Below are 25,853 nucleotides of genomic sequence, written 5' to 3'. Positions count from 1 at the left end.
CTTCTGAATTTATTGTGGACCTTGTGCCAAAATCAATTTGTGCAGCATGGCATCTTCTTCCTCTGTCAGATCGGTCAATGGTGCGCGGACCGGGCCAGCGCTGTGACCAACCAGACGTGCGCCAGCTTTCACGATACTCACTGCATAACCGGCTTTGCGATTACGGATTTCCAGATAAGGCAGGAAGAATTGGTCCAGCAGGCGATTTGATGTGGCATGGTCATCTGCTGCAATGGCGTGATAAAAGTCCATTGCCAGTTTTGGTACGAAGTTGAATACGGCTGAAGAATAAACCGGTGTGCCCAATGCCTTGTACGCAGCAGCATAAACTTCTGCAGTCGGCAGACCACCGAGATAACTTAAACGGTCGCCCATACGACGCCAGATCGATACCATCAATTCGATATCGCCTATGCCGTCCTTGAAGCCGATCAGGTTAGGGCAGCGTGCTGCCAGTTTTTCCAGAGAATCAGCAGTCAGGCGGGAATTGCCACGGTTGTACACAACCACGCCAAATTTAACCGAAGCGCAGACTTCTTCTACGTGACGGATCAGGCCATCCTGGCTGGCTTCAGTCAGGTAGTGTGGCAACAGCAAGATACCGTGCGCGCCCAGGCGTTCTGCTTCCTGTGCATAGGCGATGGCCTGGCGGGTAGGGCCACCGGCACCCGCCAGGATAGGTACTTTGCCACGGCAGGTATCTACTGCAGTCTTGATGATGTCGGAATATTCACCGCCGGTCAGCGAGAAGAATTCACCCGTACCGCCTGCAGCAAACAAGGCGCTGGCGCCATAGGGTGCCAGCCACTCAAGGCGTTCTGCATAAGTCTTGGCATTGAAGTCACCAGCCGCGTCAAAGTCAGTCAGAGGGAAAGACAGCAGGCCAGAGGACAGGATTTGTTTCAGTTCTTGAGGGTGCATGGTAGCTCCGGAAATGGAAACCTGGCGTGCGTCATGACCAGGTTTGATCGTGTTTTAAAAAGTAAGTGCTAAATAAGTATTTTTGCGTCATTGTTTCTTTAAGTCATACGTCATCGTACAACTTAAAATAAGAGAAGACAAGCACACTTTTAAAAATTTTGATCCGGGCTGAAATTTGAACTGGTGTTTCAGCTGAAATGCAAGTTGAGATTACGCTGAGGGTGCCTCTATGCGCTGCTGTGCCTGACGCAATCTCTCCCGGCTATTACTCAGATGGGTACGCATGGCGGCACGTGCTGCTTCTGGGTCTTTGCGCTGTATGGCAAGGTAGATATCCTCATGCTCGCGGTTGACTCTTTCCAGATAACTGGTACTTGAGTTATTACTATTATTACCTTCAAGCGTCAGCATGGCGGATTTCAATCTGGCGCGCGGGATAATGGTGGTGCCCAGGTTGCTGAGGATGTCAACAAAGTAGCGGTTGCCAGTGGACTGGGCGATCAGTAAGTGAAAACGTACATCAGCATCTACCGAGGCATTTTCCTCAGTCTTGTTCGCCAGGATATCTTCCAGTGCCTTGCCCAGCGCCACTGCCTGTTCTTCGGTGCGGCGTGAGGCGGCCAGCCAGGCAGCCTCGGTTTCCAGGCTGATCCTGAGTTCCAGTATGTCCAGCACGTCCCTGACGGTGACGATAGCCTCGCGCAGCATGCCTGTGCTGGCCGCCTGACTGGGCTCAAGGATGAAAGTACCTATGCCGTGGCGTGTTTGCACCAGCCCTGCTGCCTGCAAATGTGAAATGGCTTCCCTCACCACGGTACGGCTGACATCATACAAAGTCATGATGGCAGACTCGGTGGGCAGCTTTTCACCCGGCTTCAGGATACCGTTCTTGATGTTATTGCTAATACTTTCTACCAGTCCCTGGGACAGGCTTTTATGCCGTCTTTTGGCCGGTAGAGCGTTGGCGTAGTCTTGAGTTTCCATGAAGCGGGTATTGTACTGAAGAGTGATTGATGGCTATAGACTGATTTTAACTTAAAAAGTCAGTGCAAAGTTGTATGACAACATATAACATGTTTCTCTGGCCTTTATTGTGAGATAACGTCGGCAATCAGCTCACTTTTCAATATCAGACTTGATTGTCTGCCGCTACCCAATAAGAACACACCACGTCCATTCGAGTAAACAATACTGCCGTCAGCACGCATATCATAAGCGGCCACATTGGTCGCCAGGATAGTTTCACTGCCCTGACGGTTGCGGCTCACCAGCTGCCATGAAGCCGGTACCAGTGAGGGTACACCATTGACCATGCTTTCTTTTTTCAGGGCTTTTTCAGCATCTATGCGTTTGCCCTTGAGGATAATTTCTTTCAAGTCTGCATTCAAGGCCGGGCCGGATGCACTGGTCAAAGGCTTGCGGCTATACATCATGGAGAAAAAATTCAGATAATGAAACACCGCACGCAATAAACGGAAAGGAAAAAACAAGGTATCCAGCAGCGCATTGCTGGTGTCGTACCTGGGGACTTCATAGGGGCGCCGGATGAAATGCAGATTACCTTGCGGGCAGACACGTGGATGCAGGAAATCATATTGTGGATCATCGAGCACTGGCGTGACAGCGCCGTTTTTAATATCCAGCATCTGTATGCTGGCATTGCCATAAGCCAGTGTGACACCACTTTGATTGCGGGCGATACCGGTAGATTGATACAGGATCTGCTTTTCTGCATCCGGTATCCAGCAGGGGCTGGTGTCCAGGGTATCGCCACCCGTCAATTCGCGGTATTCATCACCTTCACGATTGCACATGACCAGGTTGGCGATGCCGGTTTTGTTCATTGATGAGGCCAGCAATTTGCCACTGCTCTGGTCCAGATGCATGTCTGTCAGTGCCAGGTTTTGCCTGTGCAATATGCGCTTTTCGGTGCCAGTTTCCAGATCATATGAAAACAGGCCACCCATGCCTGCGTCCTGCAAAAAATACAGGATGCGACCCTGCTCATCAAATTGCATGGCCGTTGCATTAATCTGCGCAGCTTCGCCGTCAAACTGGCGCCAGGCACCTGAGGCAGAAACACCAAAGCTGGTGTTTTGTTTCCAGGCATGCCTTTCCCTGTGTTTTTCCATCTTGTCCAGCATCTCTTGCACATACGGACTGTGCAATTGCCTGGTTTCGCCATGGGCAGCACGGTAAAACAATTTGCCTTCCGAGATAAAAGCAACCGCCTGCGCACTTGCAGCACGGTCAAGATGGCTTTGATGCGCGGCATCATGGCCAGCTGTGGGCAGAGGCTTTCCGTCCTGCGTTGACTTGTTTTTTTGCATGGCCTGATTCAAAAAATAGGCCAGGGCCAACAAGGCAATGATAATAATGAGTAAGTGCACTTAAGAATCTCCTGTCCTTTGTCGCCTGCGCGGACCGCATTGCAAACAATTCTGCAAGCAATTGCAAAAGCAATATTATGCATGCAAGTCGTACCAACCATGCTAATTCCGTATTTTGAACCCCAAAACAGACATCACACTCGCAGACGTGACATTTGTCATTCGCAAGTCCTGACACTTTGCTCTGATATCGCTGACTCTCTTTCGCCATACTGGCAACAGTTCAACAAGGAGTGTCCATCATGTCTGAAATCAACGCTGCCACATTTTCTTCTCACGCTGCCCGTGCCAAGGGCGCGATGTTCTTTGCTGTTTTTGGTGCTGCCTGGCTGGCTTTATGGAATCAGCGTGGCATGCATGGCAACTGGCTGGTCTATCTGGTCATCGCTGTTCTGGGATTGACTCTCGCGGGGCTGGCCGTGCAGCGTCATCATCACTACAAGGCCTACGCTGACGACGATAGTCCAGGCGCACAAAGAGCAGGGCGTTTGTTCCATTTGATTAATGCCGCTCAATGGATCACCATCCTGGTCGGTGGAAATGTACTGGCAAATATGGGTCTGGCTGATTGGGTCATCCCCTTTGCCATGCTGGTAGTTGGTCTGCATTTTTTGCCGTTAGCGAAATTGTTTAATGCTCCCGGTCATTTCTGGTTCGGCCTGGTGATGAGTCTGTTTGCGCTTAGCTACCCCTTCGTACTTTCCCAAGGTGCTGCTGATCCTTATGGCTGCCTGGGTGCGGGCCTGTTGTTATGGGGCTATGCTCTGTTGAAACTCATGGGTATTCCTGCAGTGCAGAATATGAGTGCAGTTTGAAATAGACCCTCTAACTGATTTACTGCAGAATCGCTGGCATATAAAAACAATGAAGACACTATGCCAGCCAATTTCCTACCACCTGCTCCAACACAAGTCCTGCATCCTGACGGTCAGGTACGATTTGGCAAATATGCCGGTGCACCTGAAGTCATAGACTGGTCGGCGCTGGCCATCCCGCATAGGCGTGGCAAGCTATGGCAAGCCTTGCACCATAAACACTGGCATTACGTGGCACTGGCGACAGACGAAATATTTTGCGGCATCGCCATTGTCGATGTGGGATGGACTAACACTGCCTTTGCCTATGTGTTCGATAGGCTGGCAGGCAAGCTCATTGCCAGTTATTCCCAGGATGGCTTGCCGGGATTGACTGCAAAACTGAATGCACATCCGGCAGAGCAGGCAAGTTCGGAGTTTCGATTTTTCGGCAAGCACATTCGCTTTCAACATTTGCCTGCAAGCAGGCAATATGAATTGCAACTGCAATGCGGTTCATTCAACATCAATACTCTGCTGGATGCCAGACCTGCTGCGCCTTCCTTGCTGGCGGTGGGTGAGGTGCTGGGTGGCACTGTGCATGCAACCGTCAAATCGGCAGGCATGCAATTGACCGGCGAAGTACGTGTTGGTAGCCGTAGCTTCAGTCTGCAAAATGGTGTTGGCAGCTATGACCATAGCAATGGATTTCTGGCACGCGAAACAGGCTGGCGCTGGGCATCAGCACATGCGCTGGACATAGGTTTTAATTTGCAGGCAGGATATTTTTCCAGTCATGAAAATGCCCTGTGGCTGGATGGAAAGATTATTCCACTTGGCGCGACACAATTTGACTTTGATGCCACTCAGGCCATGGCTGACTGGCATATCCATACCGATGATGGTTTGCTGGATGTGCATTTCCATCCCGAAGGTTTTCGCGCAGAAAACAAAAACCTCATCATCGCCAGCAGCCGTTACCTGCAACCCATAGGTGTCTTTAGTGGCTGGGTCAGGGCCAGCTTGGATGCACCCAAGCGGCAGATAGAAAACCTGGTGGGCGTAACGGAAGACCACTTTTCCAAATGGTAGTCGTCGGGTCTTAACACTTTTGGATCATCCCGCAATTCCAGAGTTATCCACCGCCTGAATGTACTGTTGGCCTGCTAGCGCAATCGACCTATATAAGTCTGGTCGACCATGGCATTGTGATCCAGTACTGGCGCGGGCACATTGGCTATATTAAGCATGGGACTATCGTTCAGCCTGTTGCTGACCTGTTTCCTGGCGACCAGTCTGTTGATTAGCGGATCGGCTGGTGGTGGCGCGACGAACAGGCCATCTTCACCAAAATAGATTTCATCAAGCTTTTGGCAGATTTCATGCAAGTCCTGATTCGGTAGTTCCAGCGCCAGATCCAGTATGGCGCGGCAATAGCCAGGATTAACGCGCATGTATTCTATGTCAGTGACGCGGCCATTTTGCCGCCGTAAAATCACGTGCAGTCTTGCCATGAGGGAGAAGGCAAGATTATCCGACATGGCATTCTGTATCAGGCTGCTGGTACTCATAAGATATGCTCCCCGTGAAGTTCAAGATCAAGTCCTTCTCTTTCCTGCTCATTGGTGACGCGCAAGCCTATGCTCACTTTGACCAGCCACAAAATCAGGGCAGTCATAGCGCCAGAATAAATCACCGTGACGATGACACCAAAGGCCTGGGTCACCAGGCTGCCGTCGACACCGCCTATGCTCTTCAATGCGAATACACCTGTCAGCAGCGCGCCGACTATGCCACCAATGGCATGCACGCCAAATACATCCAGTGAATCATCGTAGCCCCCCATGGATTTGAGAGAGGTCGCACCCCAGTAACATGCTACGCCAGCCACTGCGCCTATCACCAGCGCACCCGTCAGATCGACAAAACCGGATGCAGGTGTGATTGCCACCAGACCGGCGACCGCACCAGAGACTATGCCCAGCACCGATGGTTTGCCGCGGCGCAGCCATTCCACGATCATCCATGCCAATGCGGACATCGCTGTTGCTACCTGTGTCACCAGCATGGCCAAACCGGCGCGGCCATCTGCTGCACCCGCAGAACCTGCATTGAAACCAAACCAGCCCACCCACAGCAGCGATGCGCCAATCGCAGTCAGCAATAAATTATGCGGTGGCATGGGTTCTTTACCAAAACCCAGGCGTGGTCCGATGATCAGGGCAGCTACCAGGCCAGATACTCCAGCATTGATATGCACGACAGTTCCGCCAGCAAAATCCAGCACGCCGCGCGCTGCCAGCCAGCCTGCCGGTTCCCACACCCAGTGTGCGACTGGCACATACACCAGCAAGGACCACAAGGTGATAAACAGCAGCAGCGCAGAGAACTTCATGCGCTCGGCAAAGGCACCGGTAATCAGCGCAGGGGTGATAATGGCGAACGTCATCTGGAACATCAGGAACACGCTTTCCGGTATCGTCGGTGCCAGTTGATGTACGCTGAGCTGCCCGGCTTCTTTCAAGAAGCTCACACCATGCAACATGAATCTGTCCAAGCTGCCCAGATAAGGTGAACCCGCAGTGAATACCAGACTGTAACCCAGCACTACCCACAAGACCGTGACGATGCAGGTGGTCGCAAGGCTATGTGCCATCGTGCCCAGTGCATTTTTCTTGCGCACCATGCCGGTGTAAAACAGGGCCAGGCCGGGTATGGTCATCAGTAATACCAGTGCAGTCGAGGTCAGCATCCACGCGGTGTCGCCAGCGCTGATCTTGTCTGCGGCGATCATGCCAGGCTTGCTCATGGCAGGCGGGGCTACTGCAGTAATTGCAGGCGTGGGTACAGATGCGGTGCTTGCGCTCACTGACGCCGTTGTAGGGAATTCTGCCTGTGCATTGCAAACGCCGCTGCATAGCAAGAGACTGACAGAGAGGGAAAGCAAAAAGCTGGAGAGCACGCGTATTTTCATCAAGCTAGCCTTTTCAAAAACATCGTCAATGACACACAAGCATGTGCATTGCAGCATTTTTCATGCCAAGGCTGATACCAGTGGATTTGATGCGGTTGAGGGCTATTAAAGGGAAATATATTGCTTGTGATTTCAGTGAGTGCATGCGCACGCACCAAAATGTAAGCAAATATTACCGTGTGGCATGAATATGCACGGGCGGAGTGCTAAGCGGTTTGCCCGGGAATTGCGTGCAACCATAAAAAAAGCCGCTTTGCCCGAAGCTTAAAGCGGCGTCTTGTTTTCAGCTTGCCAGATTAAACCGGCAAGGCAATCTGGTGATCTACACTGAACTGGTAATCGCGGAACACATGTTCTGCGCTTAGCAATTCATAAGTGCCATCCGGCAGTTTGCGGGTCGTGTCTTTCAGACGGTAAGTCATTTGCCCACAAGTCCAGCAATTGAAGTTACGCATATGGGTGCACAGGCAAGTCTTGTCCATGACTGAGATTTTCTTGGCATCAGGGTGTGCTGCCACTTCACGGTTATACGATGTGATGTAGGCGCAGTTGCCATTGCCATCGAGCAGGTAGCCATAAGATTCACAACCTGGGCGTATGCCATCACCTATCGCTGGCGTATTCTTCAGCATGCGCATAGGGTAGCCTGTAGGCGAGATATTATTGACTTCGATGTCGCCTTCACTGGCCTTGAAATATTCCTGCTTCACATTGGCTGGTAAGCCGCACTCATTGGTGACGGTAAAGCGGGTTGCTACCTGTACCCCGGCAGCGCCGTTTTCCAGAAAGGACACGGCATCGCTACCGGTGAAAATACCACCAGCGGCAATCAGTGGAATATCCAGGTTTTCTGCCTTCAGGAACTGTACAATTTCAGTAATGATGGTTTGCAGATCATATTCTGCCCAGTCCATGCCAAAACCAAGATGGCCCCCAGCCAGCGGCCCTTCGACGATGACGTAGTCAGGAAGGCGATTCAGGCGGGAATTCTTGCGCAGGAACAACTGCAGCGCACGTACTGAAGAAACGATGATGCCCAGCTTGGCATCGCGGAAGCGCGGGTGATCAGCAATCAGTCCAAAAGAACCCAGATGCAAACCAGCGCTCATTGTGATGCCATCAATACCAGCATCGAGTGAAGACTCCAGACGCACCTTCAGGGTTTCGCGCGGGCCGTTCATGGTCAGTTTTTCCATGCAATTGACAAAGATCATGCCCTTGCCTTGCTTGGCTTCCATGGTCTTGCCTATATGCAGTCGGGTTGCTTCTGCCAGTTGCTCGAGGTTGAACTTGACGTCAGTCTTGTCAGAGTTGTTAATATTATATTTGTAGAATTTGGTTTTTTCCTTGACAAAGCTGGTGTCAAAACGACGGTCAGAGACATCCTGCACCATGGCATCAGAAATATGACCAACCCCGCCAAGACGTGCAGCAACCAGTGCCAGTTCAGCAGTGGAAATATCGACGCCCATGCCACCGATCATGATAGGAACCAGCTCATCTTTGCCCAGCTTCAGGCGGAAATCATCTACACGTTTCATTGTTATCCTTGACACATTTGCTCAAAAGTAAATCACGCGACGCTATATTTAGTACTCTCTCAATACTCGTAGTACTCTTACTCTACAGATACATATTGCATACTTCTTGTTATTTCTTGTTGATTCCAGGCTGCAAACCGACAGTCGAACGAGATTGTAAGCCAGGGCTAGGCGCTATAGCTAAGATTATATTCTGTAAGAGAGGCAAATACCCAGGTGCAGGCCTTATCTCTTGCCATTTGACCAACGTAATTTAACCCAGGCAGCTTGTTGGCTTGCATTCAAGAAAGTCCAGGCGACCAGACGACTCTCTTTATTACCCTGGCTCATGATAATGGTTTTCTCATCACAGACTTTGACTTGCTTCAATGCCGTATGGATTGCGGTCAAATTGGCTGATTTTGATACCAGGGTAGAAAACCATAAGACTTTTGTGGGTATAGCTGCACTTTCCCTGATCATTTTCTCGATAAAAGCCAGCTCCCCACCTTTACACCAGAGTTCTGCCGCCTGACCACTGAAGTTCAGCACCGGTTCAGTTTGCTCTGGCTTGCCGTTTTTATTCAGATTCTCCCATTTGCGTATGCTGCCCGCCCTTGCTTCTTCGGCGGATGCATGAAATGGTGGATTGCATAGGCTGACATCAAACCATTCATCATCAGCTACTATGCCTTTGAACAGGGATAATTCATTCGTCTGATGACGCAATTGGATCTGTTTGCCCAGGCTGGGGTTGCGGTCTAGTATGTTCTGGGCATTTGCCAAAGAAGCCTGGTTAATGTCGCTGGCGCAAAATGACCAGCCGTATTCAATGGTACCGAGTAAGGGATAGATGCAACTGGCACCTGTACCAATATCCAAAGCCAGTATCTGCTTACCCTTCGGTACACGTCCCTGGTTGCTGCCAGCCAGCAAATCAGCCAGATAATGCAGATAATCAGCACGACCCGGCACCGGTGGGCAAAGATTTTCCGGGGGAATATCCCAATCGCACACGCCATAACTACTTTGCAATAACGCCTTGTTGAGCAGCCTGACTGCCAGCGGGTCGGCAAAATTGATACTTGTCTCACCAGCAGGATTGGTGATGAGGACGTGCTCAAGCGCAGGCTCTGCCTTGATCAGGGCAGGAAAATCATAGCGCCCCTGATGGCGATTGCGCGCATGCAGCAATGGCCTGCCACCCTGATTTCTTGTTTCCTTCTTGTTTTTGTTGCTCATGAAGCCTGAATCCACAAATTCGTCATGCCTGATGCAGGCAGGGTATCTAAGCCCTATTGTCCCATGAAGGACGCATTGCTGTTTGTTAAACCATAAGGCAAATTTATATGGAGCAAGAATAAACAGCATTATGGCGAGCCATACTTAAGTAGGGCTGGTGCTTCTGTGACGAGGATGTAAAATTCAGTAAGTGTTTTATTTATTTTAAAACAGCATTGCTAAAATCTGCCCGATCCAGATTTACACTCCCCCCAGCAGCTAATGATAGCAATGGCATGTGCCATTGCAGAGTATGATCGTGCGAGTGCTTGATGCAAGCCTGAGCACCTGGATATATCAAATTATCTGTTGGTCGCGGTGAGTGAGCGCCTTGAACATCTTATTGAAAGGTATAAGAAATGAAGAAAATCGCTATCGTTGGCAGCATTACCACTGCCGCCATCCTGTCAGCCTGCTCGACCGCGCCTGTTAAACATACAGCTGGCCCTGTGGTGCCTGCTGTGCAGGTCGTTAGCGTGCCAGTCAGTCTGAAAGCGCCTGCTGGTGAAGTGCTGGCCTTTCAAATGGCGGCAACCGGCGTGCAGATTTATGACTGCAGAGCCAATAAAGGCGGCCCCAAGAAGTTTGAATGGGTATTCCGCTCACCAGAAGCCGAGCTGTACGCCAGCCACGACCCGACCAGCCCTAAACTGGGCAAACACTATGAAGGTCCAACCTGGGAAGCTGCTGATGGCAGCAAGGTAGTGGCTGAAGTGGTCGCCAAGAGTGACAGCGTTGATACCAACGCCATTCCCTGGTTACTGTTGAAAGCGAAGTCCAGCTCTGCAACGGGGACTTTTTCCAAGGTGACGAGCATACAGCGTGTAGTCACTGTCGGCGGCAAAGCTCCTTTGACGGGATGCTCGGATTTCCAGATCGGCGCAGAAACACGTACGCCTTATAAAGCCACATATTATTTCTTTAAAGCAAATTAATTGCCGCTTTATTGCTACCAGTTAAGGATTTGATTTCCATATGGGTTCATAATAGGTCTCCCTTTATGAACTTGTTATCCTCAAGCAATGATACTGGATGGCTTCGATCTCGCCATTTTGCGCTACCTGCAAAAGAATAGCCGCCATTCAGCAGAGCTGATAGGGGCAGACATAGGCTTGTCTGCCACGGCCGTGCAGCGGCGCATACGCAAAATGCGCGATGAAGGCGTGATCAGCGCTGAAGTCGCGATAGTCAGCCCCCAGGCGGTTGGTTATCCTTTGACCGTCATGGTTGAAGTAGCTTTCAAAAAAGGCCTGGGCGATGTCATTGACAGCTTTAAACAAGACATGCAAGCCCTGACAGAGGTTCAGCAATGTTTTTATCTGGCGGGTGAATTTGACTTCATGCTCATCGTGCAAACCACAGACATGGCTGCCTATGAGCGCTTCACCCGCGCCGTGTTTTTCACTAACGACAATATCCTCAAGTTCCACACCACGGTCGTCATGGATACCGTCAAGCAAAGTTATTGTCTGCCGATTTAATCGACTGTATCCAGCGCAGCAAACACTTCTTTCGCTGCAAACAAGCCATTCAAGGCGGCTGGAAAGCCAGCATACACCGCCATCTGCATGATGACCTCAATCACTTCATCCCGCGTACATCCCACATTCAAGGCTGCCTGTATATGCACCTTGAGCTGAGGAGTAGCATTTCCAAGTGCTGTGAGCGCTGCTACCACGGCAATTTCTCGTGATTTCAAATCCAGTTGCGGGCGTGAATAAATATCCCCGAATGGGAATTCAATCACGTAACGGGCAAAGTCGGGGGCGATATCAGCCAGCGATGCAATGACTTTTTCTCCTGCTTCGCCATCTATCTCTCTCAATTTCTCCCAGCCGCGCTGGTAACGTTCACTAGTAAGTTCACTTCTGTTTTGATCCATGATCAGACCCTCTTTTTCTTGCCAGACTTGCGTATCATTTCCTGATAAACCTGAATCTTGTCATCCAGGGCGCTGGCATTTGCTGCAAGCTCAGACATGGTGGTGGCCAGGCGCTGACGATGGAGTTCCAGCATCGTCAGCCGCTGTTGCAAACTCATTTCCCCATCTGCCCTGAGCCGTGCATACTCACGTATGTCCGCAAGCGGCATGCCGGTTCGCTTCAGGCGCAGGACAAACTCCAGCCACAAGACATCCTGGCTGTTGTAACGTCTGTGGCCGTTATCTGCCCTTTTTGCGGCCTGCAATACCCCGGCTTTTTCATAGAAGCGCAAGGTATACGCAGACAAGCCTGTCAGGGCAGCCAGTTCGCTTATGGAAATAAATTGTTTGGTCACGGTTTGATCATAGAAGTTAGAGTGCACTCCAAGTCAAGCATACAGGATTTATTTTTTGGACGTGATCTTCAAGCAGGAATGATGGCTGCAACTTATAAATCGAAAGGATCGCGGCAAAGCGCCTGCAAATGCAGATTGCTGTCATGAAAAATCCGGTGATGATCGCGGCAGACTGTGATGCACAGATATTCTTCATCCAGTGCTTTTACAGCTTGCGCGTAGGCAGTTGATCTGGCATGCACATCTGCCAAGTGCCGGTTCGCCGCTACAGTGTCGTAAAAGCGCTGATAAGCAGCCTGTGCCTCAACTTGCGGCGCTTGTTTTTTATAGACACCAAAATACTCGTCAGCATCATCAAAGTCTTGTATCCAGCCGCGTGCGACTATATCAAACGCGCCTTTGGCAACGAAATCATAGACTTGCTCCGCATTTGTCGTATGTATCAATTCACAGTGTATGCCACAGGCTTTCAATACCTCAATGGCGCAATCAAGTGCTATGGTCAAGGCCCCACGCCCGGTGGCATACAGGATGCGGACTGGCTTTGCGGAAAAACGCCCGGCCCAGCGCTGGTGAAATTCTTCCCGCGTTATGTTGCTAACTGGTGCCGCAGGCACATCCAAAATGTCATTTGGAATAAAGTCAGTGTAGTAAAAATTGCCAAGCTTTTCTTGTGCTTGTTTTTGTACCAGTGCATGAAAATCCTTGCGCATGGCCTGCTCATTGAATACGCCTGCCGCGTTCAGGATCAACATGCCTGACCAGCGGTCACGCAATCTGGTGGAATGCATGCCTGGCATGGCATCGAGTCTGAGTTGATGCTTGCGTTCAAGTAAGGTTGCATTCACTTTACCGTTTTGCATGGCAAGCAGCACATCATCAAATTTATCATGAAGCTGTATGCAGATTCGCTCTGGCAATTTGCGCAGACCTGCATAAGCAGGATTAGGTTCCAGCTGTATTTCTGTACTGCTGGCGGACGATATAGACAAAGGGCCAGATCCTGTCATTTCATTGCTGTCACTTGAAAGGCAAATCCCCATGACGGGATGAGCGATGATTTCCAGTAAAGGGCAATAGGGCTGTTTTAATTGTATGAGTACACGATGCTGCTCATCATCGGCATGCAGGCCCGCCGGGATGTCACCTTCCTTGCAATCTGCGGCACCCACAATCAAGTCACGCAACAACCCGGCAAAGATGGAGGTGGATGATGGCCAGATGTGACGGGCAAAGCTGTTCACTACATGCGAAGCCAGTAGCGGGCTGCCATCACGGAAGCAGGCAGGTGCCATGGCAAACGACCATATTCTGTAATCGGCAGAATGTGCCCAACTGCTGGCCAGGTCAGCAACAGGGCTATCACCTGAACGATTGATGCGTAACAGGGTTTGATACAACAGGGAACTCAGCGGATGACAGACCGCATTAGTCCTGGCCGGGTCGATATGGAAGAGTTTTTTTAAGGTGACGATGTGCAGAGTCATGTTTTAACAAGGGTAACAGTCAAAACATTATTCTCGCTTTTCCATTATGCAGGCAAGCGGCGTATTGGCTCGCAAAAACGCCGCTTTGCCTCTTTTTGAGTGTTCAGAATAATTTACAGCGGCAGTTCAAAGCGATAACCCACGCCATACACAGAATGCAGGCATTCATTACCCGGCAGTTTTCCCTGTATCTTCTTGCGTATGTTCTTGATGTGCGTATCTACTGTCCTGTCATTGATGTCGCGCTGGTCTTCATGGGCAAAGTCCAGTAATTGCTGGCGTGAGAACACACGTTCAGGATGGCTGATGAATTCGGCCAGCAAGCGATATTCTACTGGTGTCAGATTCAAGGGCTGGGCATCCACCAGTATGCGCAGTTGTTGTTTGTCGATAGAAAAACGTGACTGCGAAGCCGTGGACTGCTTATCCTGACCAGCCATGCTGCGGCGCAAATGTACTTTGACACGCGCCACCACTTCACGCGGACTGAAGGGTTTGCAGACATAGTCGTCTGCCCCGGTTTCCAGGCCCAGCAAGCGATCCACTTCTTCAACGCGCGCAGTCAGCATGATGATGGGCACCTGGCTGAATTTGCGCACTTCATTGCAAATGCTGATGCCATCCAGTTCAGGCAACATCAGGTCAAGCAAGATCAGGTTGGGTGCTGACAGCCGCAGTTGTTCCAGCGCCAGTCTGCCATTAGTTTCATGGCTGACCTGATATCCAGCTGCCAGCAAATAATCCTTGAGCAGGGCAGCGATTTTCAAGTCATCTTCAACAATGAATATGTGGGCCTTGGTATCCATGGGATTAATTTGGTGTCTTGATAAAAGGCAATTGCATGAGTATTTTCACACCACCCAATTGTGAGGCAGAGGCGCTGATACGTCCACCATGTGCTTCAACGATGACCTTGCAAATCGCCAACCCCAGACCGCTGCCGCCACTGGCGCGGTCACGCGCACTGTCGGCCCTGTATAAACGGTCAAATAACAGGGCATGGCTGGCATCTGGTACACCAGGTGCACTGTCTTCCAGGCGTAGCTCCAGTAAGGCACCATTGCGTATCAGCGTACATAAAATAACACCACCACTATCGGTATAGCGTATGCTGTTTTCCAGCAAATTACTAAGTACCTGGGTCAGGCGGCCACCATCGGCATTGATCCAGGCTGGCATGTCACCCAACTGGCTTTCCAGGCGCAGACCTGCTTGCTCTATGCGCAAGCCAAAGCGCTGCAACAAGTCTGCCAGCATGGGGCGCAAATCCATGGCCTGGAATTGATAGTGCAGGTCACCGGCATCGGCTAAAGTTAACTGACGCAGATCATCCACAAGCTTGTTCAGGTGACGTACCTCCGCATGCAAAGATTCCAGTGCCGCAGGCGTGATATGGCGCACCCCATCCATCAGCGCCTCTATCTCACCCTGGATCACGGTCAGCGGGGTACGCAATTCATGTGAGATATCAGCCAGCATCTTGCTTCTTTGTGCTTCATTCCTTTCCAGATTTTGCGCCATGCTGTTGATATCACGCGCCAGGTCACCGAGTTCATCCTGACTGATCATTTCTGCCCTGGCGTCGAGCTGACCCTTGGAAATTTTTGCAGTCACCTGATGCAGCGATTTTAAAGGCCGTAATAAATGTCTCGCCAGCCATAGCGAAAATATCAGCGATACCAGTATCAACGTCAGCGCCAGCCATAAGGTATGACGTATTTGCACACTGACAAAATCCATGGCGCTGGCATTTGAGATTTGTCGCAAGGGGGCAAGCCTCAGCATCCCTATTCTCTCATTGCCTAGCATGATAGGCACGATGCTGCCACCAGGAGCGTCGCCTGGGCCTATCAGTGCATGTCCATCCTTATCGATCAGTGACAGTCTTTGCCCAAAGTTCATCGGATCTATTGGCGGTCTTTGTTCAGGTGGTGCATCACGTGGCGGTCTGTCCTGGCTCCGTGGCGGGGGAGGCGGGCGCTGGTCATTGTGATCTTCAGCTTCGCCTTCACGTTGTCTTCTTCTCGGTGGTGGTGGCGGAGGTGCATCCTCATTTTCTGGACGTGGCTTGCTGCGTATCTGATCCAGCAAGTCACGCATGGGGCGGCGGTTAGCCTGGAAGCGGTCAAAATTGCCATATTGACGATAATCGTCTGCCAGCAAATTACTGAGCCTGACCAGGTCTTGCCGCTCCAGATCACTGAGATAGGCAATAAAGCCACTTTTCAGGTTTTGACTGGTGACCCAGGCCAGCGTGCCTATGCTGATAATCACAATTGCCGTAATTGCCAAAGCAAGCTTGCGGGCGATGGTCAGACGCATACTTCAAGGCTCCCAGACTGTATTGAATTGTATTGATTTGCCATGATGCCAGCCAATTATGGAGGAATCATGAAGTAAAGACGAGAATCATTAAAAAAAATATTTTTGTGAATTTTGTGCCAGCTATTTTTAAAAAAGCCCTTTTCTTCATTTTTTCTTCACATTCAAAAATCATCCTCTATCCAGTCTCAGAACTTAGTGCAGAGAATGCCGGGCTTCCAGAGTAGAAAAAATCAAACTCCAAGAGGGACTTCAAATGAAATCATATACAGAATTGAATTTGCCAGACATGCATGGAATGTATCGCAGGGTGCAGATAAGTGGCGCCATATTCGTCCTGATGAGTCTGGCTGCCTGTGGCGGTGATACCAGCACGGCAGGGTCGAACAATAGCGCAGCGGTGCAAGCTGTACCGCTGCTTGCCACATCATCAAGTCTTATTACACCTGCGCCAGCAGCACCGCCTGCTGATCCGCCTTCGCTGGTGCCTTTCGCGAATGAGGAGGGCGCAGTTCTGACCGTTTCCACCACTGGCAGCATAGATAAAAATAACGCCTTCTTCAAAGCCTTTGGCAATGGCCGCAGTTGTGCCACTTGTCATCAGGAAAGCCAGGGCTGGAGTATCAGTCCTGACAATTTAAAAGACAGATTCGCACAGACCAATGGTGATGATCCAGTTTTCAGATTGGTGGATGGTGCGAACTCACCCAATGCCCTGGTGGCAACCATAGATCAAAAACGCCTGGCATACAATATGTTGCTGACCAAAGGCCTCATCAGGGTGGGCTTGCCAGTGCCTGCCGATGCCGAGTTTACCCTGGTCAAGGTAGATGATCCTTATGGCTATGCCAGCGCCAAAGAGATATCGCTATTCCGTCGTCCTTTGCCAACCACCAACCTGAAATTCCTGAGCACAGTCATGTGGGATGGTCGTGAAACCTTCATCGATGCCAGATCCAATTTGTGCATACGCAATACTCGCCCATTACAATGTTTTTCTTCCACCGATTTTGACTTGTTGCATCAATCGAATAGCGCAGTCACTGGTCATGCGCAAGCGGCACAAGGTTTGACTGTGGCTGAACAACGTAGCATCGTCGATTTTGAAAAGACATTATTTACTGCGCAGATCACCAGTCTGGTCGCGGGAAATCTGACTGATGCGGGCGCCAAAGGTGGCCCTGTTGAACTGGCAAAAAATAATTTCTATTTCGGTATCAATGACCTGGATGTTGGTGACTATGTCACAGGTGCTCCATTCGACCGCAATGTCATGACCATGTTTACGGCCTGGCGTGGTCTCGACAGGCCAACGCCACCTAACCCACCCGTTCAGGGACGTCCGCCACAGCCGCCCCAGCCACCAACGGCGATCAATCTTGCAAGAGGTTCCATTGCCAGGGGCGAGCAAATATTTAATAACAAGCCTTTTAATATCACCCGTGTTGCTGGCTTCAATGATGAATTGCGCTTGCCCTTGCAGCGTGGGACTTGTGCCAGCTGCCATAGTGTAGGAAACGTGGGTTCGCATTCAGTACCACGTCTGTTCAATACCGGTGTATCAGATGCCAGCCTGCGCACACCAGACATACCCTTGTACACGCTCAGGAATAAACTGACTGGTGAAATAGTCGAAACCACTGATCCCGGCAGCGCCATGGCGACTGGTAAATGGAAAGATATAGGTCGCTTCAAAGTACCCAGCCTGCGTGCCATAGAAGCCCGGTCACCCTATTTCCATAATGGTGGCATGGTAGAAATAAGTGATGTCGTGAAGTTTTATGACAAGCGTTTTAATATAGGATTTACTCCGCAGGAAATTAATGATTTGACGGAGTTTTTGAAGGTGCTGTAAAGCCGGTTTGGATGAGGTGAAAAGAGCAGGCTCTGGGGTCTGCTCTTTTATTTTAGCCAGCGTAAAAACAGCGGCCACATACATGTTGATAGCGCTCATTCCCACCAATATCTATTTGCTCGCCAGTTTTCATGCGTCTGCCATTTTCATCAACGCGGATATTCATCGTGGCTTTTTTACCGCAGGCGCAGATGTTTTTTAATTCTTCTATGTCATCCGCCAGTGCCAGCAAATAACTGGAGCCGGTAAATGGCTCACCCAGAAAATCACTGCGCAATCCATAGCAAATAACAGGTACACCGCGTACTTGCGCCAACTGATGTAATTGCCTTACCTGATCAGCCGACAGGAATTGTGCTTCATCCACCAGCACGCAACTGACCTTGGGTGTTTCTGCCAAAAAATCAAAATGCGCATCAAAAACTTCAGCCTGCCTTTGTGGGCCCAAACGGGAAGTGACTTTGCCTGCGCCATAACGGTTATCGATGGCTGCTGTGTAGAGACGGACTTTTTGTCCCTGCTCTTCGTAGTTGTGGGCGACTTGTAAAAGCGCTGTGGATTTTCCTGCATTCATTGCTGAATATCTGAAGTAAAGCTTGGCCATGCCTGTTTCCTGTTTTTCTTTGGACTGTTGTAAATATTGCTGCGGAGAATAATCTGAAATGAATAAATTTTATTTAAGAAAAAAAATTTGATATCGGGGTCTTGAAACTCTTGGCACCAGCGCCATTTTCTACTCAGCAGATGCTCGAAGCTGAGGTCTGCAAACCAGAAGTAACAGGCATCACCGTAGTAAGATTTTCAAAAATAGTTTCTAAACTTTTAATTTATATCGCTTCAATTTATAAGGATATTATCATGCGTAATTTTGACTTCGCTCCTCTGTATCGTTCCGCTATCGGCTTTGACCGTCTGGCCCAGTTATTTGATGATGCTCAACGTGCTGAAACTGCACCCAGCTATCCCCCTTACAATATTGAACTGATTGCGGAAGATAAGTATGCGATCACCATGGCAGTTGCAGGTTTTGACCGCAGCGAAATCGACATCGAAACCGAACGCGATACTCTGAAAATTGTTGGTCGCCGTCAAAAGGCCGAAGGCACACGTAACTTCCTGCACCGTGGCATTGCCTCACGCGATTTTGAACATCGTTTCCGTCTTGCCGATCATGTTAAAGTCATCAGCGCCCGTCTCGACAATGGTTTGCTGAATATCGAACTGGTACGTGAAATTCCAGAAGCACATAAACCACGCCGCATCCTGATTGATGGCGATAATCTGCAACTGGTAGAGTCACAAAACCAGGCGCAAAATCAATTGCAGCGCCAGGTCGCTTAATCAGGCAACATGATCCATGCTGATGCATGGATCTGGCCTCAAAAATGAAATAAAAAAGCATGGGCTTGCCCATGCTTTTTTATTATCTGCACCTCAAAAAAATATCGTTCAGGGTTTACAAAATTTTTACAGGCAAGTCTTTCATTTTTGGGTAGAATAGCGCCGAAAATCAGGGGCTTGGCGCATGTCACATCAAAAATAAAAGAGCATACTTTTATGACCTGATGGTGACCAAGTGCATACAAAGTGATCTCCTGATGCCCAGAATAATTTTATAGAGCTGCCTATGAGAAAGACCCTGAAGTCTGGCATTTTCTCGATGGGACTGCTGCTATGTCTGAACTGTGTCATTCATATATCCGCTCATGCAGCGGAAGACGGCACCGACTTGAATCTGACTACCCTCACCGGCGACTGGAATGGCCAGCGCCAGGCCTGGCTGGACCAGGGTATCAGTCTGGATTTCACGCATCGTAGCGACATCGTGCGCAATCAGGATGGTGGTATCGCCACCGGCACCAGATGGCTGTCGTATACCGATGCTAGGATACGCCTTGACCTGGGCAAACTGATGGGATGGGAAGGCTGGACTGCTTATACCCAATACCATAGTGAACTCGGTGGCAAACCAAACCTGCAAAAAACCGGCAGCTTCATTGGCGTTGATAATATCGAAGTCAGGACCAATACTGCCCAGTTTTCTGCACTGTGGCTGGAAAAGAACATGCTCGATGACAGGCTGGCTGTGCTGGTCGGCTTATATGCCATCGATTCAGAATTTTATGTCACCGACAGTTCAGGTGTATTTCTGCAACCTGCCATGGGCATGAATATCTCAGTCGGGCAGACTGGCAAGAATGGCCCGCCTATCTACCCCATGGCTTCTTTTGGTACACGTCTGCGCTACAGGTCGGCGGACAAGAATAGCTATGTGCAAATGGCCGTGCTCGATGGTGTGCCTGGTGACCCTGCCAATCCACGCGGCAGCCATATTAGGTTTGACAAGGGTGATGGTGTTCTGCTCATGGCAGAGGCAGGGCATTTTGGCGAAAAACCTGGTGGTGACGACAAGGCGCTCAACAAGACTGCCATAGGTATGTGGCGTTACAGCACCAGCTTTGATGACCTCAGCAGTGTGGATGCAAATGGCAGGCGTTTGCAACGCAAGAATTATGGCTGGTATGTCTTGACTGAACGCACGCTGCTGCCAAAAGCGGGCCATCCTGGCCAGGGCTTGCAAGGTTTCTTGCGCTTTGGTGCGGCACAAAAAGATATCAATCAATCTGACTGGTCAGTTAATCTGGGCTTGAATTATGTTGGCTTTTTCGATGGACATGCAGAGGATCAATTGGCCTTGGGAATGACCTATGCCCGCGCCAGTGAAAAATACCGCAAGCTCAACAAGGCCGATAATTTTGAATCTATCGTAGAGGCGACTTATAAAATGCAAGTGCGCCCCTGGCTGGTAATACAGCCAGTGGTGCAATGTGTCTTCAATCCGAATATGGATGCCAGTCTGAAAAAAGCCTGGGTACTGAGCTTAAGGACGGAAGTGGCGTTCTGAAAATTTAAGACCGCTTTTAAGACCGTATGATGTTCGAGGCATTCACTTCACGAATATCCCTGGTACCGGTCAAAGCCATGCTGACATCCAGCTCTTTCTGCAAGATTTCCAGCATCTTGGTGACACCGGCTTCGCCCATGGCACCCAGGCCATATAAAAAGGCACGGCCTACCATGCTGCCTTTGGCACCGAGTGCGGTGGCTTTCAAGATATCTTGACCTGTTCGTATGCCACCATCAAACCAGACTTCAGTTTGATGGCCAACTGCATCAACAATCGCTGGCAGGGCCTGTATGGAAGACATCGCGCCGTCAAGCTGGCGACCACCATGGTTACTCACGACGATGGCATCGGCACCGGCGGCTACCGCCAGCCTGGCATCTTCTACGTCGAGTATGCCTTTCAGGATCAGCTTGCCACCCCATTCTTTTTTGATCCAGGCAACGTCGTCCCAACTGAGGGTCGGGTCAAACTGGCTGGCAGTCCATTGGCTAAGCGTCAGTATGCCGTCGCCACCTTTGACATGACCGACCAGATTGCCAAAGGTCTTGCGGCCAGACAAGGCGCGCAAGGCCCAGGCAGGCTTGGTCGCCAGATCAAGAATATTTGCCAGCGTCAGTTTTGGCGGTACCGACATGCCGTTTTTCAAGTCTTTGTGGCGTTGTCCCAGAATCTGCAAATCCAGTGTCAGTACCAGGGCTGAGCATTTGGCATTCCTGGCGCGTTGTATCATTTCTTTCACAAAACCACGGTCGCGCATGACATACAGCTGGAACCAGAAAGGCTTGCTGGTGACGCTGGCCACATCTTCTATCGAGCAGATGCTCATGGTAGACAAGGTGAATGGCACGCCAAATTTCTCTGCCGCTATCGCACCCAGCATTTCACCATTGGCCCATTGCATGCCTGTCAAGCCAGTTGGCGCTATTGCTACCGGCATACTGACTTCCTGGCCTATCATGGTGGTGCGGGTAGAGCGGTGTTCAACATTGATGGCAACCCGCTGCCTCAACTTGATGGAAGCCAGGTCACTGCTATTGGCCTTGTAAGTCGATTCTGTGTAAGAGCCGCTATCTGCATAATCATAAAATGCTTTTGGGACGCGCTTCTTGGCGAGCAGGCGCAGGTCTTCTACACAGGTAATGACAGGCATGGGTTTACTCCGGCTAATTAAACAATCAGGCAAGTGTAGAGGATAAGCAACTTGCCATGGCGGAAAAGCTTTCAGACTTATGATGAAGGATTTTCAGCATCATTCTCATCGCAGGCAAGAAAACCGCGCATTCACTCAAGAAAATGATCAGATATCAGGCTGCGCATCCATTGATTACCTGCATCCTGATTGTAGCGTCTGTGCCAGAACATATTGGTTTGCAGGGCAGGCAAACGTAAAGGTGGTTTGACATAGCGCAAGCCAAAAGGGATTGCTGCGCGTTCAGCCAGCTTTTGAGGCACTGTTACCAGCAAATCATTGCAACTGACTATGTATGGAACGGCAACAAAATGGGGGACACGCAAATGGCTGGCCGCACTGATGCCTGCCTTTTCCAGGCTTTGATTGACTTTGGCATAAGGGTTTTCTCTGGACGCAACAATCAAATGACGTGCGGCCAGAAAATCCTTCATCTCCAGCCTGTCTGCCGCCAGTGGGTGGCTTTGCCGGAACATGCAGACATAGTTTTGCCGGAACAGACGGCGCTGGTACCAGGCATCTGACAAATGATCAAACGCACCTATGGCAAGATCAACCCGGCCTGACTCCATTTCTGTTTTCAAATCAATATCACTGGCGCGTACGGTAGACAACTGTACCTGGGGGGCCTGAGTATGCAAGTGTTCCGCCAGTATAGGCATGAAATACACTTCACCGACATCGGTCATGGCGATGGTGAAATGGCGTTTGCTGCTGGCCGGGTCAAAGTTTTCCTGACGGTTCAGGGCCTGGGTGATATGGGTCAATGCCAGCGCCACGGGTTCTGCCAGTTGTTCTGCCAGCGCCGTGGGTTGCATACCTGTTGCCGTACGTACAAATAATTCATCATCAAAACTGCGCCGCAGCCGCGCCAGGGCATTGCTGACTGCTGGCTGCGACAAACCCAGCTTGCGGGCGACAGAAGATATCTGGCGGTCTTGGTAGACTTCCTGGAAGACTACTAGCAAGTTCAAGTCTATGTCTTTGGGTTCCAGCATGATATTCCATTCTTATTGTCCAGCTTATTGTCCAACATTATTGCGCAGTATTATTGATCTTATGAATGTCCTACATTTTTGTATTTATATCGTAAAACGGGAGACTTTGCATTAAAGTGCATCTGTACAAAACTCAGATTGCAGGAAACGCCATGAGCAAGCACGACGCAAGAGAAGTCCAGCTTCAATACCAGACCGGTTTTGCCAATGAATTCGCAACCGAGGCATTGCCGGATGCCTTACCCAAGAGTCAGAATTCTCCACAGAAATGTGCCTACGGCCTGTATGCCGAGCAAATCTCAGGCACGGCCTTTACTGCCCCGCGCCATGTGAACCGTCGTTCCTGGGTATACCGCATACGCCCGGCCGCCATGCACCAGCCCTTCCAGCAAGCCAGTAATGGCCGCATGACAAATGATTTTGGCGCGACGCCGACTACGCCAAACCAGTTGCGCTGGGACCCCATGCCGATACCGGCAGAAGCAACTGATTTCATCGATGGTTGGATGAGCATGGCGGGCAATGGCTCTGCCGATGCCCAGACAGGTTGTGCCATCCATATCTACACGGCCAACCGTGACATGACGACACGGTTCTTTTATGACGCTGACGCTGAACTGCTCATCATCCCCCAGCAAGGCCGCCTGCACATTCGCACCGAAATGGGTTTGCTGGACATAGAGCCGCAAGAAATTGCCGTGATACCGCGTGGCGTGCGCTTCCAGGTGCATCTGCCAGATGGTGAAGCGCGTGGCTATGTCTGTGAAAACTTTGGTTCCATATTGAAGTTGCCTGACCTTGGCGTCATCGGCTCCAACGGTTTGGCCAATCCACGTGATTTCCAGACCCCGGTTGCCTGGTATGAAGACAAGGAAGGTGATTTTGAATTGCTGGCCAAGTTCAGTGGCAATCTGTGGTCGGCAAAGATAGGCCATTCACCTTTGGATGTGGTGGCTTGGCATGGCAATTTCGCACCTTACAAATATGATTTGCGTCACTTCAATACCATAGGCTCCATCAGTTACGATCATCCTGATCCATCGATTTTCCTGGTCTTGCAGGCAGCCAGCGATACGCCGGGTGTGGATACCATAGACTTTGTGATTTTCCCACCACGCTGGCTGGCGGCAGAAAACACTTTCCGCCCACCTTGGTTCCACCGCAATATCGCCAGTGAATTCATGGGTCTTATCCATGGTCAGTATGATGCCAAATCTACCGGTTTCCGTCCCGGCGGTGCCAGCCTGCACAATTGCATGAGTGGCCATGGCCCCGATGCTCCAACCTTTGACAAGGCATCTGCGGCAGATACCAGCAAACCACATAAAGTCGATGATACGATGGCCTTTATGATAGAAACGCGTAATATCATCAAACCTACCCGCGCTGCCATGGAAGCTGCGCAATTGCAGGCTGACTATTACCAGTGCTGGCAAGGTATCAAGAAAAATTTTAATCCGGAGCAAAAATAAATGACGGTACAACTCAACGAAACCCATGATGTCGCCTTGCGCAGCTGGGTAGCATCGGCCAACCAGGCTGGCACGGATTTCCCGCTGCAAAATCTGCCGTATGGCGTGTTTCGTCGCCAGGGCAGCAGCCAGGCATTTCGCATTGGTATTGCCATCGGTGATCAGATACTTGATCTGGCAGCCGCGCATGCAGCCCATGCCTTTGCCGGTTATACCGAATTGCAGGGCGGGCATTTCAGTAATGCCGTCAATGCCAGTAACCTGAATGCCCTGATGGGCCTGGGTGCGCCAGTCTGGTCAGCCTTGCGCCTGGCCCTGTCGCGTGTCTTGCGTGAAGGTGCAAACCTGCAAGGTGCATTGCAAGCCTGCTTGCTGGCGCAAAGCGTGGCAGAGTTTGCCTTGCCTGCGCAGATCGGTGATTACACTGACTTTTATACCTCTGTCCATCATGCAACGGCGGTTGGTAAATTATTCCGCCCGGATAATCCTTTGCTGCCAAATTACAAATGGGTGCCTATTGGCTACCATGGCCGCGCGTCATCTATCGGCGTCTCCGGTCAGCAATTCCGACGCCCGGTAGCTCAGACCAAACCACCTACTTCCGAGACGCCGGTGTTTGGTCCTGCCAAACGCATGGATTATGAAATGGAAATCGGCATCTTCGTCGGCCCCGGCAATGCGCTGGGCGATGTCATCAATATGGACAAGGCAGAATCGCATATCTTTGGTCTGTGCCTGTTGAATGACTGGTCAGCCCGCGATGTGCAGGCCTGGGAATACCAGCCGCTAGGCCCATTCCTTGCCAAGAATTTTGCCTCTACTATTTCCCCCTGGGTAGTGTCACTGGAAGCACTTGCACCGTATCGCCATGCCTGGACCCGCGACGCAGAAGACCCACAGCCCATGGCCTATCTGGATGACCCTGATTTGCGTGACAGCGGTGCCTTTGATGTGCAGCTTGAAGTCTTGTTGCAGACAGAAAAAATGCGTGCAGCAGGCGTGCCTGCCGAGCGTTTGTCCTTGTCGAATTTCCGTCATTCATACTGGACGATTGCGCAGCTGATTACCCATCATACCGTCAACGGTTGCAATCTCAATCCTGGTGATTTGCTGGGGTCGGGTACGCAATCTGGCCCATTGGCAGAAGAGGCTGGTTCGTTGCTGGAACTCACTGAAGGCGGCAAGAAGGCACTGACTTTGAGTAATGGTGAACAGCGTATTTTCATGGAAGATGGAGATGCCATCGTCATGCGTGGCTGGGCGCAAAAAGAGGGTTGTGCGCGAATCGGGTTTGGTGAGGTGGTGGGGACTTTGTTGCCGGCCAGGACTTGATAGCCGTTTTTTAATCAGCGCTCGGTGATTGAGACTGGCCGTCGATAGAACAAGATTGTAGTGGTCAAGTAAATCAGGACAAAGAAATAGGAGTTTTTACGGCGTAATGACGTTCGAAGACAGAGGGAGATAA

The 25,853-nt window shown here is 50.5% G+C and carries 24 protein-coding genes; 9 read left to right on the top strand and 15 right to left on the bottom strand.

Features of this window, described 5'->3' with window-relative positions; translation table 11 throughout:
* Nucleotides 1-9: 9 nt before the first annotated feature.
* The 3 genes from kdgD to AC3WQT_RS09725 form a co-directional block, all read right to left on the bottom strand.
* Nucleotides 10-921 (bottom strand): 5-dehydro-4-deoxyglucarate dehydratase, encoded by a 912-nt coding sequence (gene kdgD / locus AC3WQT_RS09735; RefSeq protein ID WP_492703679.1) that lies wholly within the window; start codon nucleotides 919-921, stop codon nucleotides 10-12.
* A 210-nt stretch (nucleotides 922-1,131) separates the two neighbouring features.
* A complete protein-coding gene (locus AC3WQT_RS09730) occupies nucleotides 1,132-1,905 on the bottom strand; it encodes a FadR/GntR family transcriptional regulator (protein WP_492703678.1) in 774 nt (257 codons plus the stop codon).
* 104 nt (nucleotides 1,906-2,009) lie between these two features.
* Complete coding sequence (locus AC3WQT_RS09725) at nucleotides 2,010-3,311, bottom strand: TolB family protein (protein ID WP_492703677.1); 1,302 nt, start codon at nucleotides 3,309-3,311, stop codon at nucleotides 2,010-2,012.
* A gap of 242 nt (nucleotides 3,312-3,553) precedes the next feature.
* Between AC3WQT_RS09725 and AC3WQT_RS09720 the strand changes: the two genes are divergently transcribed.
* Both AC3WQT_RS09720 and AC3WQT_RS09715 read left to right on the top strand, forming a co-directional pair.
* On the top strand, nucleotides 3,554-4,126 hold the full coding sequence (locus AC3WQT_RS09720) for a hypothetical protein (protein ID WP_492703676.1): 573 nt from the start codon (nucleotides 3,554-3,556) through the stop codon (nucleotides 4,124-4,126).
* 60 nt (nucleotides 4,127-4,186) lie between these two features.
* Nucleotides 4,187-5,197, top strand: a complete 1,011-nt coding sequence (locus AC3WQT_RS09715) for a DUF2804 domain-containing protein (RefSeq protein ID WP_492703675.1) — start codon at nucleotides 4,187-4,189, stop codon at nucleotides 5,195-5,197.
* Nucleotides 5,198-5,271: 74 nt separating this feature from the next.
* On the opposite strand, the gene AC3WQT_RS09710 is transcribed toward AC3WQT_RS09715, so the two are convergent.
* The 4 genes from AC3WQT_RS09710 to rlmF all read right to left on the bottom strand — a co-directional run bounded on the left by AC3WQT_RS09710 (nucleotide 5,272) and on the right by rlmF (nucleotide 9,841).
* Nucleotides 5,272-5,676 (bottom strand): hypothetical protein, encoded by a 405-nt coding sequence (locus AC3WQT_RS09710; protein WP_492703674.1) that lies wholly within the window; start codon nucleotides 5,674-5,676, stop codon nucleotides 5,272-5,274.
* Nucleotides 5,673-7,079 (bottom strand): ammonium transporter, encoded by a 1,407-nt coding sequence (locus AC3WQT_RS09705; RefSeq protein ID WP_492703673.1) that lies wholly within the window; start codon nucleotides 7,077-7,079, stop codon nucleotides 5,673-5,675. Before AC3WQT_RS09705 ends, AC3WQT_RS09710 begins: the two co-directional genes overlap by 4 nt.
* Nucleotides 7,080-7,375: 296 nt before the next feature.
* Nucleotides 7,376-8,620 carry a nitronate monooxygenase gene (locus AC3WQT_RS09700; protein ID WP_492703672.1) on the bottom strand — a complete coding sequence of 415 codons (1,245 nt, stop codon included), beginning with the start codon at nucleotides 8,618-8,620 and terminating at the stop codon, nucleotides 7,376-7,378.
* A gap of 225 nt (nucleotides 8,621-8,845) precedes the next feature.
* Nucleotides 8,846-9,841, bottom strand: coding sequence for a 23S rRNA (adenine(1618)-N(6))-methyltransferase RlmF (gene rlmF / locus AC3WQT_RS09695; RefSeq protein WP_492703671.1), 996 nt, complete (start codon nucleotides 9,839-9,841; stop codon nucleotides 8,846-8,848).
* Between the two features lie 398 nt (nucleotides 9,842-10,239).
* Between rlmF and AC3WQT_RS09690 the strand changes: the two genes are divergently transcribed.
* Nucleotides 10,240-10,815: a DUF3455 domain-containing protein gene (locus AC3WQT_RS09690; RefSeq protein WP_492703670.1), complete on the top strand. Its 576-nt coding sequence runs from the start codon at nucleotides 10,240-10,242 to the stop codon at nucleotides 10,813-10,815.
* An 87-nt stretch (nucleotides 10,816-10,902) separates the two neighbouring features.
* Nucleotides 10,903-11,361 (top strand): Lrp/AsnC family transcriptional regulator, encoded by a 459-nt coding sequence (locus tag AC3WQT_RS09685; RefSeq protein ID WP_492703669.1) that lies wholly within the window; start codon nucleotides 10,903-10,905, stop codon nucleotides 11,359-11,361.
* On the opposite strand, the gene AC3WQT_RS09680 is transcribed toward AC3WQT_RS09685, so the two are convergent.
* From AC3WQT_RS09680 to AC3WQT_RS09660, 5 genes are all read right to left on the bottom strand, one after another.
* Nucleotides 11,358-11,762, bottom strand: a complete 405-nt coding sequence (locus AC3WQT_RS09680) for a carboxymuconolactone decarboxylase family protein (RefSeq protein ID WP_492703668.1) — start codon at nucleotides 11,760-11,762, stop codon at nucleotides 11,358-11,360. The genes AC3WQT_RS09685 and AC3WQT_RS09680 overlap by 4 nt on opposite strands.
* A 2-nt stretch (nucleotides 11,763-11,764) precedes the next feature.
* Nucleotides 11,765-12,157, bottom strand: a complete 393-nt coding sequence (locus AC3WQT_RS09675; protein ID WP_492703667.1) for a MerR family transcriptional regulator — start codon at nucleotides 12,155-12,157, stop codon at nucleotides 11,765-11,767.
* Nucleotides 12,158-12,249: 92 nt separating this feature from the next.
* The gene (locus AC3WQT_RS09670) at nucleotides 12,250-13,644 is read right to left on the bottom strand and encodes an ABC transporter substrate-binding protein (protein WP_492703666.1); all 1,395 of its coding nucleotides are present in this window, start codon (nucleotides 13,642-13,644) and stop codon (nucleotides 12,250-12,252) included.
* 113 nt (nucleotides 13,645-13,757) lie between these two features.
* On the bottom strand, nucleotides 13,758-14,450 hold the full coding sequence (locus AC3WQT_RS09665; protein WP_492703665.1) for a response regulator: 693 nt from the start codon (nucleotides 14,448-14,450) through the stop codon (nucleotides 13,758-13,760).
* A 4-nt stretch (nucleotides 14,451-14,454) separates the two neighbouring features.
* Nucleotides 14,455-15,966, bottom strand: a complete 1,512-nt coding sequence (locus AC3WQT_RS09660) for an ATP-binding protein (RefSeq protein WP_492703664.1) — start codon at nucleotides 15,964-15,966, stop codon at nucleotides 14,455-14,457.
* A gap of 256 nt (nucleotides 15,967-16,222) precedes the next feature.
* Between AC3WQT_RS09660 and AC3WQT_RS09655 the strand changes: the two genes are divergently transcribed.
* Nucleotides 16,223-17,821 carry a cytochrome C gene (locus AC3WQT_RS09655; protein WP_492703663.1) on the top strand — a complete coding sequence of 533 codons (1,599 nt, stop codon included), beginning with the start codon at nucleotides 16,223-16,225 and terminating at the stop codon, nucleotides 17,819-17,821.
* A gap of 52 nt (nucleotides 17,822-17,873) precedes the next feature.
* Here AC3WQT_RS09655 and AC3WQT_RS09650 read toward each other — a convergent pair whose 3' ends face one another.
* Nucleotides 17,874-18,425: a thymidine kinase gene (locus AC3WQT_RS09650; RefSeq protein ID WP_492703662.1), complete on the bottom strand. Its 552-nt coding sequence runs from the start codon at nucleotides 18,423-18,425 to the stop codon at nucleotides 17,874-17,876.
* A gap of 254 nt (nucleotides 18,426-18,679) precedes the next feature.
* Here AC3WQT_RS09650 and AC3WQT_RS09645 point away from each other — a divergent pair, with 254 nt between their 5' ends.
* A complete protein-coding gene (locus AC3WQT_RS09645) occupies nucleotides 18,680-19,162 on the top strand; it encodes an Hsp20 family protein (RefSeq protein WP_492703661.1) in 483 nt (160 codons plus the stop codon).
* Between the two features lie 286 nt (nucleotides 19,163-19,448).
* Nucleotides 19,449-20,726 carry a carbohydrate porin gene (locus AC3WQT_RS09640; protein WP_492703660.1) on the top strand — a complete coding sequence of 426 codons (1,278 nt, stop codon included), beginning with the start codon at nucleotides 19,449-19,451 and terminating at the stop codon, nucleotides 20,724-20,726.
* A gap of 16 nt (nucleotides 20,727-20,742) precedes the next feature.
* Here the strand turns inward: AC3WQT_RS09640 and AC3WQT_RS09635 are convergent, their stop codons facing one another.
* Both AC3WQT_RS09635 and AC3WQT_RS09630 read right to left on the bottom strand, forming a co-directional pair.
* Nucleotides 20,743-21,879, bottom strand: coding sequence for an alpha-hydroxy acid oxidase (locus tag AC3WQT_RS09635; protein ID WP_492703659.1), 1,137 nt, complete (start codon nucleotides 21,877-21,879; stop codon nucleotides 20,743-20,745).
* A 131-nt stretch (nucleotides 21,880-22,010) separates the two neighbouring features.
* Entirely contained in the window at nucleotides 22,011-22,916 is a 906-nt protein-coding gene (locus AC3WQT_RS09630) for a LysR family transcriptional regulator (protein ID WP_492703658.1), read from the bottom strand.
* A gap of 152 nt (nucleotides 22,917-23,068) precedes the next feature.
* Between AC3WQT_RS09630 and hmgA the strand changes: the two genes are divergently transcribed.
* Both hmgA and fahA read left to right on the top strand, forming a co-directional pair.
* On the top strand, nucleotides 23,069-24,388 hold the full coding sequence (gene hmgA / locus AC3WQT_RS09625; protein WP_492703657.1) for a homogentisate 1,2-dioxygenase: 1,320 nt from the start codon (nucleotides 23,069-23,071) through the stop codon (nucleotides 24,386-24,388).
* On the top strand, nucleotides 24,389-25,720 hold the full coding sequence (fahA, locus tag AC3WQT_RS09620; protein WP_492703656.1) for a fumarylacetoacetase: 1,332 nt from the start codon (nucleotides 24,389-24,391) through the stop codon (nucleotides 25,718-25,720).
* Nucleotides 25,721-25,853: the final 133 nt, after the last annotated feature.

The organism is Undibacterium sp. FW305-107, from assembly GCF_058788535.1.
Note: the sequence above shows the minus strand (reverse complement) of the source record. Positions and strands in the feature narration are given on the sequence as shown.